Origin of the sequence: Rhodococcus sp. PAMC28707, from assembly GCF_004795915.1 — a bacterium.
Taxonomy (GTDB): domain Bacteria; phylum Actinomycetota; class Actinomycetes; order Mycobacteriales; family Mycobacteriaceae; genus Rhodococcoides.
On sequence record NZ_CP039253.1, the window covers coordinates 1,890,572 to 1,908,478 of the forward strand.

15 protein-coding genes are annotated in these 17,907 nt (G+C 62.5%); 10 read left to right on the top strand and 5 right to left on the bottom strand.

The window, feature by feature from the left end:
- Positions 1-30: 30 nt before the first annotated feature.
- A complete protein-coding gene (locus tag E5720_RS08600; protein ID WP_136170311.1) occupies positions 31-1,113 on the bottom strand; it encodes a DNA polymerase domain-containing protein in 1,083 nt (360 codons plus the stop codon).
- 1 nt (position 1,114) lies between these two features.
- On the bottom strand, positions 1,115-2,161 hold the full coding sequence (locus tag E5720_RS08605) for an ATP-dependent DNA ligase (protein ID WP_136170312.1): 1,047 nt from the start codon (positions 2,159-2,161) through the stop codon (positions 1,115-1,117).
- 356 nt (positions 2,162-2,517) lie between these two features.
- Here E5720_RS08605 and E5720_RS21980 point away from each other — a divergent pair, with 356 nt between their 5' ends.
- From E5720_RS21980 to ilvD, 3 genes are read left to right on the top strand one after another with little or no spacing between them, the layout of a single operon-like run.
- Positions 2,518-2,898: a hypothetical protein gene (locus tag E5720_RS21980; protein WP_247596234.1), complete on the top strand. Its 381-nt coding sequence runs from the start codon at positions 2,518-2,520 to the stop codon at positions 2,896-2,898.
- 47 nt (positions 2,899-2,945) lie between these two features.
- Entirely contained in the window at positions 2,946-4,394 is a 1,449-nt protein-coding gene (locus tag E5720_RS08615) for an MFS transporter (RefSeq protein WP_136170313.1), read from the top strand.
- A gap of 51 nt (positions 4,395-4,445) precedes the next feature.
- The gene (gene ilvD, locus E5720_RS08620) at positions 4,446-6,182 is read left to right on the top strand and encodes a dihydroxy-acid dehydratase (protein WP_136170314.1); all 1,737 of its coding nucleotides are present in this window, start codon (positions 4,446-4,448) and stop codon (positions 6,180-6,182) included.
- A 209-nt stretch (positions 6,183-6,391) separates the two neighbouring features.
- On the opposite strand, the gene E5720_RS08625 is transcribed toward ilvD, so the two are convergent.
- Positions 6,392-7,048, bottom strand: a complete 657-nt coding sequence (locus tag E5720_RS08625; RefSeq protein ID WP_136170315.1) for a serine protease — start codon at positions 7,046-7,048, stop codon at positions 6,392-6,394.
- Between the two features lie 78 nt (positions 7,049-7,126).
- Complete coding sequence (locus E5720_RS08630; protein ID WP_136170316.1) at positions 7,127-7,849, bottom strand: DUF6319 family protein; 723 nt, start codon at positions 7,847-7,849, stop codon at positions 7,127-7,129.
- Between the two features lie 215 nt (positions 7,850-8,064).
- Here E5720_RS08630 and E5720_RS08635 point away from each other — a divergent pair, with 215 nt between their 5' ends.
- From E5720_RS08635 to E5720_RS08655, 5 genes are all read left to right on the top strand, one after another.
- Positions 8,065-10,434 carry a glycerol-3-phosphate 1-O-acyltransferase gene (locus E5720_RS08635; protein WP_136170317.1) on the top strand — a complete coding sequence of 790 codons (2,370 nt, stop codon included), beginning with the start codon at positions 8,065-8,067 and terminating at the stop codon, positions 10,432-10,434.
- Complete coding sequence (locus E5720_RS08640; RefSeq protein WP_136170318.1) at positions 10,434-11,861, top strand: HAD-IB family hydrolase; 1,428 nt, start codon at positions 10,434-10,436, stop codon at positions 11,859-11,861. Before E5720_RS08635 ends, E5720_RS08640 begins: the two co-directional genes overlap by 1 nt.
- Complete coding sequence (locus E5720_RS08645) at positions 11,854-12,888, top strand: adenylate/guanylate cyclase domain-containing protein (protein WP_136170319.1); 1,035 nt, start codon at positions 11,854-11,856, stop codon at positions 12,886-12,888. Before E5720_RS08640 ends, E5720_RS08645 begins: the two co-directional genes overlap by 8 nt.
- Positions 12,889-12,952: 64 nt before the next feature.
- Positions 12,953-13,333, top strand: a complete 381-nt coding sequence (locus E5720_RS08650) for a hypothetical protein (protein WP_136170320.1) — start codon at positions 12,953-12,955, stop codon at positions 13,331-13,333.
- Positions 13,326-13,751 carry a hypothetical protein gene (locus E5720_RS08655; protein WP_136170321.1) on the top strand — a complete coding sequence of 142 codons (426 nt, stop codon included), beginning with the start codon at positions 13,326-13,328 and terminating at the stop codon, positions 13,749-13,751. The genes E5720_RS08650 and E5720_RS08655 overlap by 8 nt, the downstream gene beginning before the upstream one ends.
- Here E5720_RS08655 and E5720_RS08660 read toward each other — a convergent pair.
- Entirely contained in the window at positions 13,748-14,179 is a 432-nt protein-coding gene (locus E5720_RS08660) for an SRPBCC family protein (RefSeq protein ID WP_136170322.1), read from the bottom strand. The genes E5720_RS08655 and E5720_RS08660 overlap by 4 nt on opposite strands.
- A gap of 57 nt (positions 14,180-14,236) precedes the next feature.
- Between E5720_RS08660 and E5720_RS08665 the strand changes: the two genes are divergently transcribed.
- Both E5720_RS08665 and E5720_RS08670 read left to right on the top strand, forming a co-directional pair.
- Complete coding sequence (locus tag E5720_RS08665; RefSeq protein WP_136170323.1) at positions 14,237-16,495, top strand: ATP-dependent DNA ligase; 2,259 nt, start codon at positions 14,237-14,239, stop codon at positions 16,493-16,495.
- A 176-nt stretch (positions 16,496-16,671) separates the two neighbouring features.
- On the top strand, positions 16,672-17,886 hold the full coding sequence (locus E5720_RS08670; protein ID WP_136170324.1) for a lipase family protein: 1,215 nt from the start codon (positions 16,672-16,674) through the stop codon (positions 17,884-17,886).
- Positions 17,887-17,907: the final 21 nt, after the last annotated feature.

The following is a 17,907-nucleotide window of genomic DNA, read 5'->3' on the forward strand; positions in this document are numbered from 1 at the left end:
TGGCAGCCCGAGCGGTCCCATAACCCGCACTTACCCGACGCGGTTGCCTTGCTCGTCCCAATGTTCGGCAACTTTCTTCGACGGCTGCACCCGTGGCGGTTCACCGGGCATCTTGGGGTAGTCGGGCGGAAAATTGAGCTCACCACCCGGCAGGGTCTCCCACAGCTCCAGAAGAGGCTCGAGCGAGTACGCCCGGGAATCCATGTCCTCCCACGGGTCACCGTCCTCCAGGTGTCCGAGGACGGTCATGATGTTGTAATCACGAGGATCGGTGACGGCGGCCAGCTGCGACCACGTCAAAGGCGTACTCACCGGCGCTCCCGGCCGAGCCCGAGGACTCCACGCGCTCGCGATGGTTCGGTCTCGATTGTTTTGGTTGTAGTCGAGGAAGATTCGTTCGCCACGTTCCTCTTTCCACCACTTGGTCGTCACCCCCTCGTCACGCCGTTCCAGCTCGCGTCCGAGTCCTATAGCCGCATGTCGTACCTGCTCGAACGTGTACTCGGGTCGAATGCGGACGTAGATATGGATCCCCCGGCTACCACTCGTCTTGGGGTATCCACGAAGACCGAGCTCGGCCAACAACTCGCGGGTCACCTCCGCCACCCGCTGTGCATCGGCGAAGCTCGTACCAGGCTGCAGATCCAGGTCGAGCCGAAGCTCGTCGGGGTGGTCCAGGTCCGGCTGTCGCACCGGCCAAGGATGAAATGTCAGCGTACCCATCTGCGCGGCCCACACCAGCGCAGCAGACTCACTCGGACACAATTCGTCTGCCGTACGGCCACTCGGGAACGTGACCTTCACTGTCTGGATCCATTCGGGCGCGCCTTTGGGTAGCCGCTTCTGATAGAAGCCCTCACCCTCCTTGTCCTGCGGCCCGAGCGCAAGCCGCATGCCCTCACGAAAGCCGTCGGGCCACCGTTCCATCGCAATCGGCCGTGCGCCGACAGCCCGTAGAAGCGGCTCACCGACCGCCGCGAAGTACTCGCAGACAGCCAACTTGGTGATCGCCGGAGTCCGGTCGGTTGCCTCGTAGATGACGCGGTCAGGGCTCGACACACGCACTTCACGTCCGCCCGCGTCCACGAACGCCGGCGGCGTCTTCGCAGCCATCTCAGTTACCCCCTGCGATGACATCGGCCACGTCGTACCGCACCGGGACCTCCAACTGCTCGTACGTGCACGACATGGGGTCACGGTCCGGTCGCCACCGAAGGAATCTCGCCGCATGCCGAAGCCGCTCACCCTCCATCTGGTCGTAGGCAACTTCGACGACGCGTTCTACTCGAAGCGGCACCCAGCTCCGATCCTTGTTCGACGTCCACCTGTTCGCCTGCGCGTCGGAGACCACATCCTCCCCAACGCGCAGCGGCGCAAGCTCGTCGAGCAATTCCACCCGTCGCTTGTCGGTGAACGCCGACGCACCGCCGATCATCCGAAGCTGGTCGCCGTCGTACAGGCCCAGCAGCAGAGACCCAATTCCCTTACCCGACTTGTGAACTCGATATCCGATGAGAGCGCAGTCTGCTGTCCGTGCGTGCTTGACCTTGATCATCTCTCGCTTGTTCGGCAGATACAGGCCGTCTAGCTTCTTGGCCACAACGCCATCGAGGCCTGCACCCTCGAATCTTTCGAACCAATCCTCGGCAGTGGCCGCATCGTCGGTGGCACTGGTGACCTGGCATTGCCTGCCACCCACGACGGACTCGAGAAGCTGGGCACGACGGCTGCGAAACGGCTCGCCTGTCATATCCGTCGAGCCGAGCGCCAAAAGGTCGAAGCCCACGAACATCGACGGCGTCTTCTCTGCCAGCATCTTCACTCGACTATCTGCCGGGTGAATCCTCTCCGACAGCGCATCCCAGTCGAGTCGCGTCCGACCGTCGATCTCACGTGGCACCACGATCTCGCCGTCGACGACGATCCGATCGGGCAGTTCACGGCGCACTGCGTCGACCAACTCGGGGAAATATCTCGCAAGATTCTTGCCACCACGGGAGCCGAGTACAACCTCGTCGCCGTCGCGGAAGACGATGGAGCGGAAGCCGTCCCACTTAGGCTCGTACGACCATTCGGCGTCCCCATCGGCAGGCTGCTTGGGTACTGCCTTGGCCGCCTTGGCGAGCATCGGCTGGAGAGGCCACGCGAGAGGTAGGTCCACCTGATCGATCTTGCCCCATACCACCGACAACTACGTGGAAAAAGATCGGCAGAGTGTCACTTCGCCGCGTCGTCCGATACTTTTACCGGACCGCGTTCGATATTCACTCGAAAGAATTCAGGATCTTAGAAAATGACCACCTCATGCCGTCCACTTCGTGGCGTCGCCCGCCGTTTCTTCGCGGTGTCGGCCGCCTTGGCGTGTGCAACGGTGATCGTTGCGGGCTGTACCTCCGAAATCACTCCTCGGGCGATTCCGGCCACTGACGCCGGTCCGAATCCCACGACAGCAACGACATCGAGGCCCCCTCCCGCTCAGGAAGACATCGACATCGACATCGACGTAGAGATCGGCGAGTGCGTCGAACTCGGGGCACAGTCGACGATGCCGAAATCGACAACGCAGAATGCGGCAGCCCCTCGTCCAACTACACGGTGATCGCGAAAGCGCCTTCCGGGGACGACTGCATCAGCGACGCCGACCAGTACTACTACGAAACCTTACGAGGCGTCGAGCAGGGAGCACTGTGCCTCGACGTCGACTGGGTGATCGGTGGATGCATGGAGGTCTCCGGTGACGACCCCGTGCGAGCCGACTGCGCGGCGCCCGGCACAGAGACGGTCCGAGTCGTCGAAATTCTTCCCGGAACTACCGAGGTGAACGACTGCGCGGATCCCGCCACCAGTGGTTACGCCTATGACGAGCGCAACTTCATCGTCTGCGTCGAGGATCTGTAGCTCGAATTACACGTGTCACGAGCAGCGATCAGTGCCAGACTTCGCACGTGAGCGCTGAAGCGTCGGTTCCACTGGCGTCCTCGCGAGGACGTTGGATCGTCGCCGCCACCGTCCTCGGTTCCTCACTGGCGATGCTCGACAGCACCGTCGTCAACGTCGCCCTGCCGGACATCGCTCGGGATCTCGATTCCGGCGTCTCCGGGCTGCAATGGACGATCAGCGGATACACGCTGACTCTCGCGTCGCTCATTCTGTTGGGCGGCGCACTGGGCGATCGGCTCGGCCGTCGAAAGGTGTTCGTCTGGGGCACCGTCTGGTTCGCGCTCGCGTCGATTCTGTGCGGGCTCGCCCCGAACATCGAGGTGCTGATCGCTGCCCGGCTGGTCCAGGGGGTCGGTGCCGCGCTACTGACTCCGGGCAGTCTTGCTCTCATCTCGGCCTCGATTCACCCCGACGATCGCGGCGCCGCAATCGGTCTGTGGTCCGGGCTCGGCGGCGTCGCATCGGCCGTCGGCCCGCTGCTCGGTGGGTGGCTCGTCGAAATTGCCGGGTGGCGTTCGGTGTTCATGCTCAACATTCCGCTGGCCATCGTCGTCGTATGGGTCGCGCGCAAGCACGTGCCGGAGAGCAGCGACCCGAATGCACACGGTCGGCTCGACCTCCCCGGCGCCGCAGTCGTCGCGCTGGCGCTCGGCCTACTAACCTTCGGGTTCATCGAATCGTTGTGGGTCTTCGTCGGCCTCGGCGTCGTGGCACTCGCAGTCTTCGTCGTCATCGAGCTGCGAACCAAGAACCCACTGGTTCCGCCGTCCCTCTTCGCTTCCAGGCTCTTTCTCGCGGCCAACCTCGTCACGTTGGCTGTCTACGCGGCGCTGGGTGGAGTGTTCTTCCTGCTGATACTGCAATTGCAACTGGCGTTGAACTACTCGCCGATCGCAGCCGGTGTCGCCACACTGCCGATCACTATCCTCATGCTGACACTCTCTTCTCGCACCGGCCGCCTGGCCCAGCGCATCGGTCCGCGGATGCCGATGACGATCGGGCCGCTCGTCGCAGCGGTCGGCCTGCTGCTGATGCTGCGCATCGAACCGGGCTCGACCTATCTCCTCCAAGTCTTTCCCGCCGTCCTGGTGTTCGGTCTCGGACTGTCGTTGCTCGTCGCACCACTCACCGGCGCTGTAATCGGCGCGGTCTCCTCCGATCGGGCCGGTACCGCCTCCGGCGTCAACAATGCCCTCGCGCGAACCAGCCAACTGTTGGCCGTCGCCGCACTGCCCGGGCTCGCCGGTATCTCGGGCGTGGACTACGACAACCCCGCCGTATTCTCCGCCGGTTTTCACACGGCAATGATCATCTGCGCCGGCCTGCTCGTCCTCGGGGCGATCGTCGCGGCGGCGATGATCAGAGGCGAGCGTCGCGCCGATCCCGAATCCGTCGACTGCCTCCCGCATTGCGACGTGTCGTCCCCGGCGGTGACTCCGCGACAGCAGGTTTAGGCTTGCCCTTGGATAACAGCCCCCTATCCACGCAAACAGGTCAGGAGTGTCATGTCGACCCCGCAGGACTTATCGGACAAGCAATCACCGGACAAACAGTCACCGGACGTCAAACCCCGTAGCCGAGACGTCACGGACGGTTTGGAGAAGACCGCTGCGCGCGGGATGCTTCGAGCCGTCGGGATGGGTGACAAGGACTGGGGTAAATCTCAGATCGGCGTCGCGTCGTCGTGGAACGAGATCACCCCGTGCAACCTCTCGCTCGAGCGCCTCGCCAAGGCCGTGAAGGTCGGCGTCCATGCCGCCGGCGGCTATCCGCTCGAATTCGGCACCATCTCCGTGTCCGACGGCATCTCCATGGGCCATGAAGGCATGCACTTCTCGCTGGTATCTCGCGAGGTGATCGCCGACAGCGTCGAGACCGTCGTCAGCGCGGAACGGCTCGACGGATCGGTACTTCTCGCCGGTTGCGACAAATCACTGCCCGGCATGCTGATGGCTGCCGCAAGACTGGACCTTGCCAGCGTCTTCCTCTACGCCGGTTCGACACTGCCAGGCTTCGCAACGCTGTCCGATGGCAGCGAGCACCAAGTCACCATCATCGACGCGTTCGAAGCCGTCGGTGCCTGCTCACGCGGACTGATGTCGCGCGCCGACGTCGACACCATCGAACGCGCAATCTGCCCCGGCGAAGGTGCCTGCGGCGGCATGTACACCGCCAACACGATGGCCAGTGCCGCAGAAGCCATGGGCATGTCCCTGCCGGGCAGCGCATCCCCGCCCGCGCCGGACCGTCGACGCGACGGATTTGCCCACGCAAGTGGTGAAGCCGTCGTCGAACTCCTTCGCCGCGGAATCACCTCACGCGACATCATGACCAAGGAAGCATTCGAGAACGCGATCGCTGTAGTCATGGCCTTCGGCGGATCGACCAACGCCGTGCTGCACCTACTGGCCATCGCCCACGAAGCAGAAGTCGAACTCACCCTCGACGACTTCGTCCGAGTCGGCGCCAAAGTTCCGCACCTCGCCGACGTCAAGCCGTTCGGCAAGCACGTCATGACCGACGTCGACGCCATCGGTGGCGTCCCAGTGGTCATGAAAGCGCTGCTCGACGCGGGGCTCATGCACGGTGACTGCCTCACCGTCACCGGAAAGACCGTGGCGGAGAACCTCGCTCACATCGCGCCCCCGGATCCCGACGGCAAGGTGCTGCGCGCACTCGACAAGCCCATCCATCCGACCGGCGGCATCACCATCCTCAAGGGCTCTCTCGCCCCCGGGGGCGCCGTCGTCAAATCCGCCGGATTCGATTCCGACGTATTCACCGGCACTGCAAGGGTTTTCGAACGCGAACGCGCCGCAATGGACGCCCTCGAAGACGGCACCATCACCGCAGGTGACGTCGTCGTCATCCGCTACGAAGGACCCAAGGGCGGCCCAGGCATGCGCGAAATGCTCGCCATCACCGGAGCCATCAAGGGCGCAGGTCTCGGCAAAGACGTCCTGCTGCTCACCGACGGCCGCTTCTCCGGAGGCACCACAGGCCTCTGTGTCGGCCACGTCGCACCCGAAGCCGTCGACGGTGGCCCAGTGGCCCTCGTACGCGACGGCGACCAGATCCGCCTCGACGTCGGAAAAGGCACACTGGACCTGCTTGTCGACGAAGAAGAACTCGCAAAGCGCAAGGAGGGTTGGGCGCCGCTACCTGCGCGATACACGCGCGGCGTGCTCGCGAAGTACGCCAAACTCGTCGGCTCGGCATCCCAGGGTGCCGTGCTCATCTAGCCCCTCGCGCCGGCCGGCGGGTTCGTCGGCCGGCGGGTGGGAACGCGGCCGCCCGATCGCTTGAATGGCCACCTCGAGCCAACTAATCGTATGAATGTGCCATTGAAGCGATCGGGGTGGCGGGTAAGCAGTGAGAGCCGCGAAACACGAGTGGGCCATCGCGACAGTCGAGACTGTCGCGATGGCCCACTCGTGTTTCCAAGGGTGCGTCAGGGAATCGGGCTGAACCCGGTTCCTACTGCATTTCCTGCGTTGATGTGACGAAGAATCGCATCGATGTTGGTACCGACCTCGGGTCCGAAGCAGGCGACACCGAGGTAGGCGTTGACCATGCCGACCAGCGTTGTACCCACGACGACCGGACTTCCCGAATCACCTTCGACGACGCACAGCTGAGACCAGGTCTCCTGGGACTGCAGAATGTCGCCGTACGCAATACCGCACGTGTTGCCGGTGGTGCGGCCCTCTTTGCACACGATGTTGGGGAATGACGTCGGCGGGCCGACGTTGGTGATGGTGACGTTCCCGATGCGGTTGACTGGAACGACCTTGGCGCGGTCGAACTCGATGACGGCGTAGTCGTACTCAGGGTTGGAGAATGCGATGCGTCCTACGACTCCGGCATCGGCGTTGGCCTCAGCCGCGATTGTTGCACCCGCGCCACCGCAGTGACCAGCGGTGATTCCGACCAGGCGACCTGCTGCGTCGTTACCGATCGTGGTGAGCGTGCACTCGGCACTGTTGGCCACGACGATTCCGGAGCCCCCTCCCAGAACCGCCGGAGCTGCAGCAGATGCGGTCCCTACCCCGACGCTGGCTGCAACGGCGGCGGCCGCAACGACAACCAGCATGAACTTCTTCAACAATGTATTCCCTCTCCAGCGGTGTCCGCAGACACTAGCAATAAGTAGCGCCGATGGACGAGTGCGTGGGGAAATATGTTTTCACTGCGCTTTCTGCTCCAGTGCAGCGAGCGTGGATCGTGCTACCTCGAGTTGCCGGCTCAATTCTGCTACGCGTTGTGCTGCTTCCTCGCGTGCGTGTGAAATGACAGCCTCGACGGCGTCCCGTGCCGAGTCGTCGCCGAGTTCGCGTACGGCACGCGAGACCGACTCCGGCGAAACCGGCTGTGCCTTGCCCGGACGACGCGCGCCGTGCGTGACCGTCACCGACCAGTCGTTGTCCGGGCCGGCGTGGATGGTGACGCTGACGCTGTCGGGGCCCTTCTTACCTTTGCGCGCTGCAGGCGGCTTCGGAGCCGTGGCTGGTCGCGGCGGCACTGGTGTCAGCGCCGGCTTCACAGCAGCAGCCTTGACCGGTTTGAGCGGCGCGACAGGTTCGGTCCACTCGGCTATCTCGACCTTCGCCGGGGCAGGCTTGGTGGCCGCCGGTGTCGCCTTGGCGACACCTGACTCAGGGTTGCGCGTCATCCGCAGTTCCTCGGCTTCGAACGGAAGCTCGTCGTTGACGCCCTTCGGCGAGATGGTGACGGTGTTGCCGTCGACGGACACGACCTTGGCAGAGGTGCCTTCGGGGAGTCCGAGGCTCGGCGTTGCCTCGATCAGGTAAACGGTGGCGCGCCGCCCCCCGGCGACTGCGGCGGCGAGAGTCTCCAGGTTTTCGGGCGTGAGTGCGTCGGTCTTCGGCGATCGTCTACGCGGTGGCATCCAAGCGGCCTCTCTCGAAAGTGTTTGCGAATACTGTCCCACAAACTCGGGCAGTACTGCACTGAGCCGGGAAGTCGTCGGCAATTCTTGCGCACTGCTCGGGTTCGAGTGAAGTCGGAGTAGGGGTCGCGAGATCGGAAACCCCCTGATCGACCAGCGCTTCCGCGTAGCCTGACCTTCGTACCTGTAACGAGGTACGGAACAGGAGTATTTCGGTGGACGACGTCGAATCGCGGATACAGAAGTCACACGACGTTCAGCAGGTCTACCTCTTGGACGCTGCCTCGACACTCGAGGTACAAGCGTTGAATCAGTGGATCGATGCGACGACTCAGGAAGGCGCCCAACGTACACCGTCGGTCGTACTGTCGGGAGAAGCATCGCACCAAGTCGCGGACACTGTCCGCGGCATCACCGAAGACCCGCTTCTAGTGCCGCTGAGAGTGACGCTGACGGAGAAGAAACGTAGAGGAATCCTCTACCGGATATTCGCACCGCGCGGAAACTCCATGCCCACCAAGGCGTGGCAGCGATGGGTCACTGCTGACGACCCCGATCATTCGGCTGTCCTGGTCGGCGAGCCCGCCACGCTCAGCGAGTTGCAGGCGAGATTCGATCGGGTAGGTGGAACCTCGCTCTCCTCCTTCATTCGCAGGCAGGCCAGCCTCACGCTGGATCGCGCCGAACGCAATGTGATCGGTTCCGAGTACAAGATCCCGCGCTTCGTCGTCGAGGACATGACCGAGCAGAAGAAGTTCCACGATGGGATGAAAGAACTCGCCGAAAGGGTCGGCGAGAACCTCACCGACGTCGAGCGGCGCGTCCACGGAATTCTGGACGAAATGGTCGCCACCGAGACACGGCGTGCGGTGGAGATGTGGGGAACGCTCGGCGCGTACTTCTCGCGGGCATATCGCGTGGATGTCGATCGAACGAAGTTGCAGAAAGTCCGCGAGCTCAACAAGAACTATCCGCTGGTCTTCCTCCCGAACCATCGTTCCTATCTCGATCCACTGGTCCTGCGGCCCGCGCTGCTCGCCGAAGGACTCCCCCTCAATCATGTGATGGGCGGAATCAACGTCGGATTCTGGCCGTTGGGCCCGATCGCCAAACGCAGTGGCGTGGTACTCATCCAACGTAAGTTCTCCGATGAAATCTATAAGTGGACGCTGCGTCAGTACATGAGTTTTCTGCTGAGCAAGCGATTCAACCTGGAGTGGTACATCGAGGGCGGACGCAGCCGGACGGGCAAACTACGGCCGCCGCGGTTCGGGTTGCTCACCTACCTCGTCGACGCTCTCGACAGCAGCGACGCCGAGGATGTATATCTGGTTCCGACCTCGATTACCTACGACCGTTTGCACGAGGTCGGTGCCATGGCCGCGGAATCACATGGCGCGAAGAAGCAGGCCGAGGGTATCCGGATGGCGCTCGGATACATTCGCGCGCAGGGCAAACTACGCGGAAACGTGTACCTGACATTCGGTGAGCCGATCTCGGTCCGATCCATCGTCGATGCCAGCGAGGACAAGCGCGTCGCGGTCCAGCGGATCGCGATCAACGTCGCACACGCCATCAACAATTCGACGCCGGTCACCCCGGCTGCGCTGGTGACGATGGCATTGCTCGGCATCGAAGACCGGGCTTTGAACGTGCACGAGATGTGGGCCATCATCGCCCCCCTCGCGTCGTACATCCACCGGCGCGGGTTGCCCACGGCCGGTGGCGTCGATATCAGCGAGGTCGACGTGGTTCGCGCGGCTGTCGTCGCGCAGGTCGCGGCGGGTGTTGTCAAGAGATTCGACGACGGCCCCGAGCCGGTGTTCTATCTTGCTCAGGACAAACATCTGGTCGCTGCATTCTTCCGCAACAACGCAATTCACTACTTCGTCATGCGTGCGATCGGCGAACTGGTCACCTTGCCGGATCAGGGTCAGACAACGGCATCGACGCCGGAGACGATGTGGGCGTCTGCACTCGCATTGCGAGACCTACTGAAATTCGAATTCTTCTTCGGAGACAAGAAGGAGTTCGGTGAACGACTCGAGACCGAGGTCGAACTCATCGATCCGAACTGGCGGGCCAATTTGTCCGACCCCGATTACGCAGTGCGACAACTCCAATCACAGGACTTGCACCTCGCACACCGCGTGCTGCAGCCGATCATGGAGGCATACCAGGTCGTTGCCGATCAGTTGATGCTGCTGCCGGTGGATGCGGAGTTCGACAAGACTGTCTTCATAGCCCAATGCTTGGGTGCCGCTCAGACCCGTCGGCTACGGCAGCAGCTCGACCACAGCGAGTCCATTTCGGGCGAATTGTTCGACACCGCTTTGCAATTGGCCGAGAACCGGAATCTCATCGATCCCGCCGTGGAAAATGTGGCCCAGTGCCGACGCGACTTCGCCCGGGAGATCAACGAGTGGGCGCGTAAGTCCAGATTGATTCGCGACATGGCTCGGCGACAGCTGAACGAGGTCGACCCGATCAACTCACCGGACGGCTCGCTGTGCCGCGACAAACCCAAAAATGACACACCGAACAGCAACAAACCGGACAGCGCCGAGCCTGGAGACGAGGGCTGATGACTCAGCTGGCCGATCAGTTGACAGCTATCGCCGAGGCGCCTGCGGGGCCGGGCACTGCAGCGTTCTTCGATCTCGACGGCACCTTGATCAACGGCTTCTCTGCGAAAGCAGTGTTCCTGGAACGACTGAAGACCCTCGACGTGACGGTGCGCGAACTGTGGGAAATCTCGAGCGCAGTCGTCGAGATGCGCATGCGGAACTCCCCTGTCGACAATTTGATGGGCAAGGCCGTCAAGGGCCTGGAGGGTCGCCGCGACGAGGATCTGATGACGCAGGCATACACGTTGTTCCGCAACGAGATTGCACCGATGATCTACCCGCAGGCTCGCATTCTCGTCGAAGCGCACCGGCATGCAGGCCATCGCTTGATCATCGCCACTTCGGCAACTCCGTACCAGGCGATTCCGGTACGAGAAGACATGATGTTCGACGAGTTGTTGTGCACGACGCCGGTTGTGACCGATGGGGTTCTGACCGGTGAACTGGTCGGAGATTCGTTGTGGGGTCCGAGAAAAGCCCAGGCTGTCACCGACTATGCCGAGCGCGAGAAACTCGATCTCGCAGAGTGCTTCGTCTACTCGAACGGCGGCGAGGACGTCCCGATGCTGCTCGAAGCCGGACGGCCGGTCGCGTTGAATCCTGACGCCGAGCTCGACCGTTATGCAAAGAAGGCAGGGTGGCCGATATTGCGCCTGGAAAGCCCCAGACGTGGAACCGATCTCACTTCGGTAGTTCGTAGCACCGCTGCGATGGGGGCCGTGATCGCCAGCGCCGGCATCGGCATCGGGCTCGGCATCCTCACGCGCAGTCGGCGGACGGGCGCCAACATCACCTCCACCGTCGCACCGGACATCGCCTTGACGCTCGCCGGCATCGAACTCGACGTCACCGGTACCGAGAACGCCTGGTCCGCGCGGCCCGCAGTGTTCATGTTCAATCATCAAAGCGCCGCCGATTCACTCATCGTCACCTCGATTCTGCGCCGGGACATCACCGCCGTCGCCAAGCGTGAACTCGAGCGTGATCCCCGGTTTGCGCTGCTCGGAATGATTTTCGACGTCGCGTACATCGATCGAGGCGATCCGGCCAAGGCACGTGAAGCGCTGCTCCCCGCCATCGAGAAGTTGCATTCGGGTATCTCGGTCGCGATCGCACCCGAAGGCACTCGGATGCCCACCTCCAGATTGGGACGCTTCAAGAAGGGTGGCTTTCATCTGGCGATGCAGGCCAAGGTCCCCATCGTTCCCATCGTCATCCACAATGCCGGCGACGTGATGTGGAAGAACGACTTCACAGCGCATTCCGGTACCGTCAAGGTGACCGTCGGCGAACCGATTCCGACCACAGGCTGGGAACCGGACAAGCTCGACTCCTACATCGACGACGTCCGATCGTATTTCGACAGAACGCTGGGATATGACTGAAAATCAGATCAGTTCGGTTGTGCAGACCGAGATCGAGAACACTCTTCTCGGTGGCGAACGGAAGTACACGCGAGCCGATATCGCCGAAAAGTCCGGCCTTCCGCTCGAACGGGTGGTGCAGCTGTGGATCGCTATGGGCTTTCCGGTCCACACCGACCCCTCCGCGGTCATGTACACCGATGCCGATCTCGATGCTTTGCACCTGATCACGAGCCTCACCGAACAGAAGGTGATCAAGCCGGAGATGGAGGTCGCCATCGCGCGCACTCTCGGGCAGTCGATGTCCCGGCTCGCCGAATGGCAGGTGGCCGTAGTCAATTCCCACATTCTCGACCGAATCACCTCTCATTCCGACAGCGAGGATCCCGCCGATCTGGACGTGATCCGACGCGACGCGAGATCCATTGCAGCGCAAACGGTTCCCACCCTCGAAGCACTGCAGTCCTATACCTGGCGCCGACACCTGGCTGCCACAGCAGGCCGGTCCGTCACCGGCCCGACCGAGGAAACCACCAGCCGCGTCCTCGCCGTCGGATTCGCGGACATGGTCGGCTACACCAGCCTGACCCGACGCCTCGGTATCGAGGAACTGACGACGCTGCTCGAGGAGTTCGAGTCGATCGCCACGGACATCATCGCCCGTGGCCGCGGGTCCGTCATCAAGAATGTCGGCGACGAGGTCATGTTCAGTGCGCAGACCGCAGAAGATGCGGCTCACATCGCTCTCGATCTCCAGCATGCGTTCGATGCACACGAGGACATGCCCGAACTCCGCATCGGTTTGGCATGGGGATCGGTGCTCGCCCGATACGGTGACCTGTACGGCTCGGTCGTCAACATCGCTGCCAGACTTACCAGTTCAGCACATCCGGGAACCATTCTGGTGGACACCGCGATGACCGGGATGCTCGACGGCGACTCCGAGTTCCGCCTCAAAGCCATCAGATCCCTGCGGGTGCGTGGTTTCCACAAACTCAAGCCTCATGCACTGCGCAGAAGCACGGACGATCAGCCTAAGGAACGGTAGCCGTCCACGGACCGATAGCCTGGGGTCTGTCCGCACCACTCGCCAGTAACCAAGAGGAACAAAGATGATCGGCGCCGTCAGCGGCCTGTTGTATGCGATGTCACTGGTCGTCGGCGTATGGGTTCTCGTCAAACTTGCTTCGAACAGCCCGGTACTGCTGAAGAACCGAGCGGATCGTGCCCTCTTCTGGACCATCTCAGCGACAGAGGTAGTAGTTTTCGCGCAGGCCATCATCGGGTTTGTCGCGATGTTCACCAGTGATCGAGAGATTCATCGGCTCACCTTCGGCGCCTACCTGATCGGCTTGCTGCTACTGCTTCCGATCGGTACGTGGTGGTCGCTAGGAGATCGCTCTCGCGGCGGCACAGCGGTTCTGCTGGTCGCCGTCCTCACCCTCGCAGCCATGGTGCTGCGCCTGAGCCAGATATGGGCCGGATATGCCTGATACTTCCCAAGACGACAGCCTGAAGAAAGCAACCCGTACCGGTTTCGGCCGCTTCCTCATCGCGGTCTACGCAGTCTTCGCGGTCGCGGCGACATCGAGATCTCTGGTCCAGCTGACGACGCGCTTCGACGAAGCTCCGTTCGCGTATGTCTTGTCGGCGGTGGCAGCGGTGGTCTACATCATCGCGACCGTCGGGCTCGCGCGAGCAACCGAGGCTTCGCGACGCGTGGTGATGGTCTCCTGCATCATCGAGCTGGTCGGAGTGCTGGCCGTGGGCGCTCTCAGCTACATTCAGCCCGACGATTTCCCCGACGCGACAGTGTGGTCCCACTTCGGGCAGGGATACGTGTTCATCCCGGTGATTCTCCCGATTGCCGGGCTGTGGTGGCTGCGTCGCACCCGCAACGCTGGGGCCTAGGCGGGTAGCGCGGCGAGGTTCGCCACCGACTTGGTGACATCGGAACCAAGAGCCCGCGCGACGACACTGCCGACCGGGCCGAAGAGCACCCCCCCACCGAAGTCAGCGTCGAGCGTCAGTTTCGATCCACTCCGATGCTTGCGGACGTGGATGGTCAGCGAGATCTTGATGCCGCCTTTGCCGGTTCCCGACATCACGATCAACTTGGGTTCATCGAACTCGGTGAACGTCCATCGGATCGTGTTCTTGAAGCCTTTGACCTTGACGAGGGACTCCACTTCGGTGCCTTTACCGAGCACCTTGGGGGGCGGAGAGCACCAACCACCGTGAATTGTCATCCACTCGTCGAACCTGTCGAGCGCCGACGCTTTGTTCCATGCGCCCTGCGGATCTTCGGGCATCTCCACCGAGACGCTGATTGTTGCCATGCTTCGAGCTTGGCACAAGTGCCTCGCGGCCCCGCTGGCGACCGTTAGCCTGAGCGGATGGCGACGCTCGACATCGCAGGTCGGAAGGTCTCGGTGACCAACCTCGACAAGGTGCTGTTTCCGAGTACCGGCACCACCAAAAGCCAGGTCATCGAGTACTACACGAGCATTGCCCCGGCCATGCTCCCGCACGTCATCGGCCGAGCGGTCACCAGGAAGCGCTGGCCGAACGGCGTCGAGCAGCCCTCGTTCTTCGAGAAGAATCTTGCGTCCTCCGCTCCGGACTGGCTCGACAGGCGTGAGATCGAGCACTCCGATCGCGTCGTGACATACCCCCTGTTCTCCAGCGCTGCCGATCTCGCGTGGCTCGGCCAGCAGGGCGCGATCGAGGCGCATGTTCCGCAATGGCGATTCGACGGGAACGCACCCGGCCCCGCCACGAGGATGGTGTTCGATCTCGACCCGGGTGACGACGTCGATCTGGACCGCTGCGCCGAGGTCGCATGCGAGATTCGCGACATGATCGCCGAGATCGGGTTCCGGGCGTTTCCCGTCACCAGCGGGAGCAAGGGGATTCATCTCTATGTGCCGTTGGGAAAGCCGCTGACGTCCTCTGGTGCCTCGACGGTGGCCAAGAGCGTCGCGACGCTCTTGGAGGATCGATCGCCCGATCGAGTGACGGCGACGATGGCGAAGGCAAAACGTAGCGGCCGGGTGTTCGTGGACTGGTCGCAGAACAACGGGAAGAAGACGACCGTTGCGCCGTACTCGCTCCGAGGACGGGCTGAACCTACCGTCGCCGCCCCACGATCGTGGGAAGAACTCGAGTCGCCAGGACTGAGGCAGTTACGTTTCGAGGAAGTCCTCGATCGTTACCGCCGCGACGGTGACCTGCTCGCCGAGCTGGATCCACCGATCGAATACTCCGAGCCGGACAAGCTGACCACATATCGGAACAAGCGCAGTGCCGCCAAGACCCCGGAACCGATACCGGAGAGCACCGAGGAGACCGGGAACGACGATACGTTCGTCATCCAGGAACACCATGCCCGCCGGCTGCACTACGACTTCCGGCTCGAACACGACGGCGTCCTGGTCTCGTGGGCGGTTCCGAAGAACATTCCCGACGACCCAGGGAAGAACCGCCTCGCTGTACGCACCGAGGACCACCCGCTCGAATACGCATCGTTCGAGGGCAGCATCCCCAAGGGCGAGTACGGGGGCGGCGAGGTGTCCATTTGGGACAGCGGAACCTACGAGCTGGAGAAGTGGCGCGAGAACGAGGTGATCGTTGTCCTGCACGGCGACAAGGCCAAGGGTCGCTATGCGCTGATCCGCACGAAGGGCGATCAATGGCTCATGCATCTGATGAAGGACGCTGCTCCGCTCGAGGCTGACATCGCGCCGATGCTCGCCACGGCGGGTGACATCACCGACCTTGCCGACGGGGATTGGACGTTCGAGGGAAAGTGGGATGGATTCCGCGTGGTCGCACGGTGTGCCCACGGAGAAATAAAGCTTGTATCGCGCACCGGTAACGACCTCACCGCGCGCTTTCCCACGCTTTCTACGATGGCCGACGAACTGGCAGACCACGATGTCATTCTCGACGGTGAAGCCGTGGTATTCGATGCCGACGGAATTACAAGCTTCGAATTACTACAGAACAGCTCGGGCCGAAAAGTGCGCTTTATCGCCTTCGATCTGCTGTATCTCGATGGCACATCACTGGTGAAAAAGAAGTACTCCGATAGGCGACTCCTACTCGAATTGCTGACGACCGGGCTCGACTCGGTGCTCGTGTCGGAGCAACTGACCGGCACGGCCGAAGAAGCCCTCGCCGAGAGTGTCCGACGCGGCTGGGAGGGTGTCGTCGCCAAACGATCCGACTCGATCTATCAGCCGGGTAAACGCGCCAAGACATGGATCAAAACCAAGAATTGGCGGACCCAGGAGGTGGTCATCGGAGGTTGGCGACGCGGCCGCGGCCGTCGCGCAGGTGGGCCCGGGTCACTGTTGGTCGGTGCTCCCGGACCAGAGGGGCTCCAGTATCTGGGTCGCGTCGGAACCGGCTTCAGCGACCGCGCACTCGAGCATCTCAGTGAGCTGCTGGCTCCGCTCGAGACCGAACTATCACCATTCTCCGAGCAACTTCCCACCGCAGATCGAAAAGATGCCGTCTGGACCACGCCGACTCTCGTCGCCGAGGTTCGATTCTATGAATGGACCGATTCCATGCATCTCCGTCATCCGAGCTGGCGTGGAATTCGCGAAGACAAACGGCCATCGGAGGTCGTCATCGAGAACAACCCATAGCCTCGTACGACATACCCTTTATGGGGCTCCAACACTTTTTCGACGCACTTTCTCCACTGCGACCTGGAGGGGCGGACAGTAACGGGTGGGGTATTTTTTTACATATAGCCCTCGGGTGGTTGCGAAATGAGCCAGTCTCAGTTCGAGTCCAAAATTTTTCGAAAGGGTACGACGCTATGCGCGCTATTGCATTGATGGGGGTTGCCGGGGTGACAGCGGCCCTGGTCGCGTGTTCCGCCCTGGTGGCAGCTGCACCGGCCGCGGCCGGTCCACTACAACCGACGCCGATCTCGGACGCGTTCTACGGTCCGACGCCGGACCTGGAGGCAAAGAACCCAGGCGACGTCATCTCGAGTCGACCGATGGCTCCGCCGGCAGGATTTTTCGACGTGGACGTCTGGCAGCTGCGATTCCGTTCGACGAATTCGACCGGCGCGCCGATCGCGGCGGTCACCACCGTCATCGCTCCGAAGAACAAACCGTCCAACGGCCCCCTGCTTTCCTACCAACACATCATCAATGCGCTCGGTTTGGAATGCGCTCCATCACAGGCGCTGTGGTCGAACGATCCCAACCTCGTCATTCGCGAAGCACCGGCGCTGAACGCTGCGCTGCAGCGCGGCTGGACCGTCAACATCGCCGATCATCTAGGACCGAACAGTGCGTACGGCGCCGCCAAGATGGGCGGGCAGATCGTCCTCGACAGCATTCGGGCCGCACAGCACTTCGATCCACTCCAGGTAACGCAGAGCCCAGTGGCACTAGCGGGATACTCGGGCGGCGGAATGGCGACGGCGTGGGCTGCGGCATTGCAGGCTGCCTATGCACCGGAACTGAACATCGTCGGAAGCGCAGCAGGCGGAGCTCCGATGAACCTCGAACGGATGGCTCGCGAACTCGGATTCAATCCCCATCCCGTCTTCGGCCTCGCTTTCGCAGCAGCCCTCGGTCTCGAACGCGAATACCCAAACCGCATTCCCATCACAGCGCAGCTCAACCCGCTCGGACAGCAAATGGCTCGTGAAATGCAGAACGGATGCACCAACGACATCCTTCGCGTGGGCGCCGGTAAGAGTGCGACCCAGGTCGCCAACACCACCGACCTGATCAACAGCCCGGAAATGGTCGCCGCCGTCAACGAGAACAGCGTCGAAATGTACCCAGGAGTGCCGAAAGCACCGTACTTCGAGTGGCACAGCCCGACCGACGCCCTGATTCCAGTCTCCTCGATCACCAACACTCTCGGCCGCTACTGCGCAGCCGGCGTCAAGGTCCAAGAGGTTCAGGTGGAAAGCAACGACCACCTCACCGCAGCGGTCCTCGGATTGCCGCAGGCACTGGACTGGATCAATGCACGCTTCGACGGAGTCCCCGCACCCAGCAACTGCTGAGCCCCGGGTCACTCCGCAGGC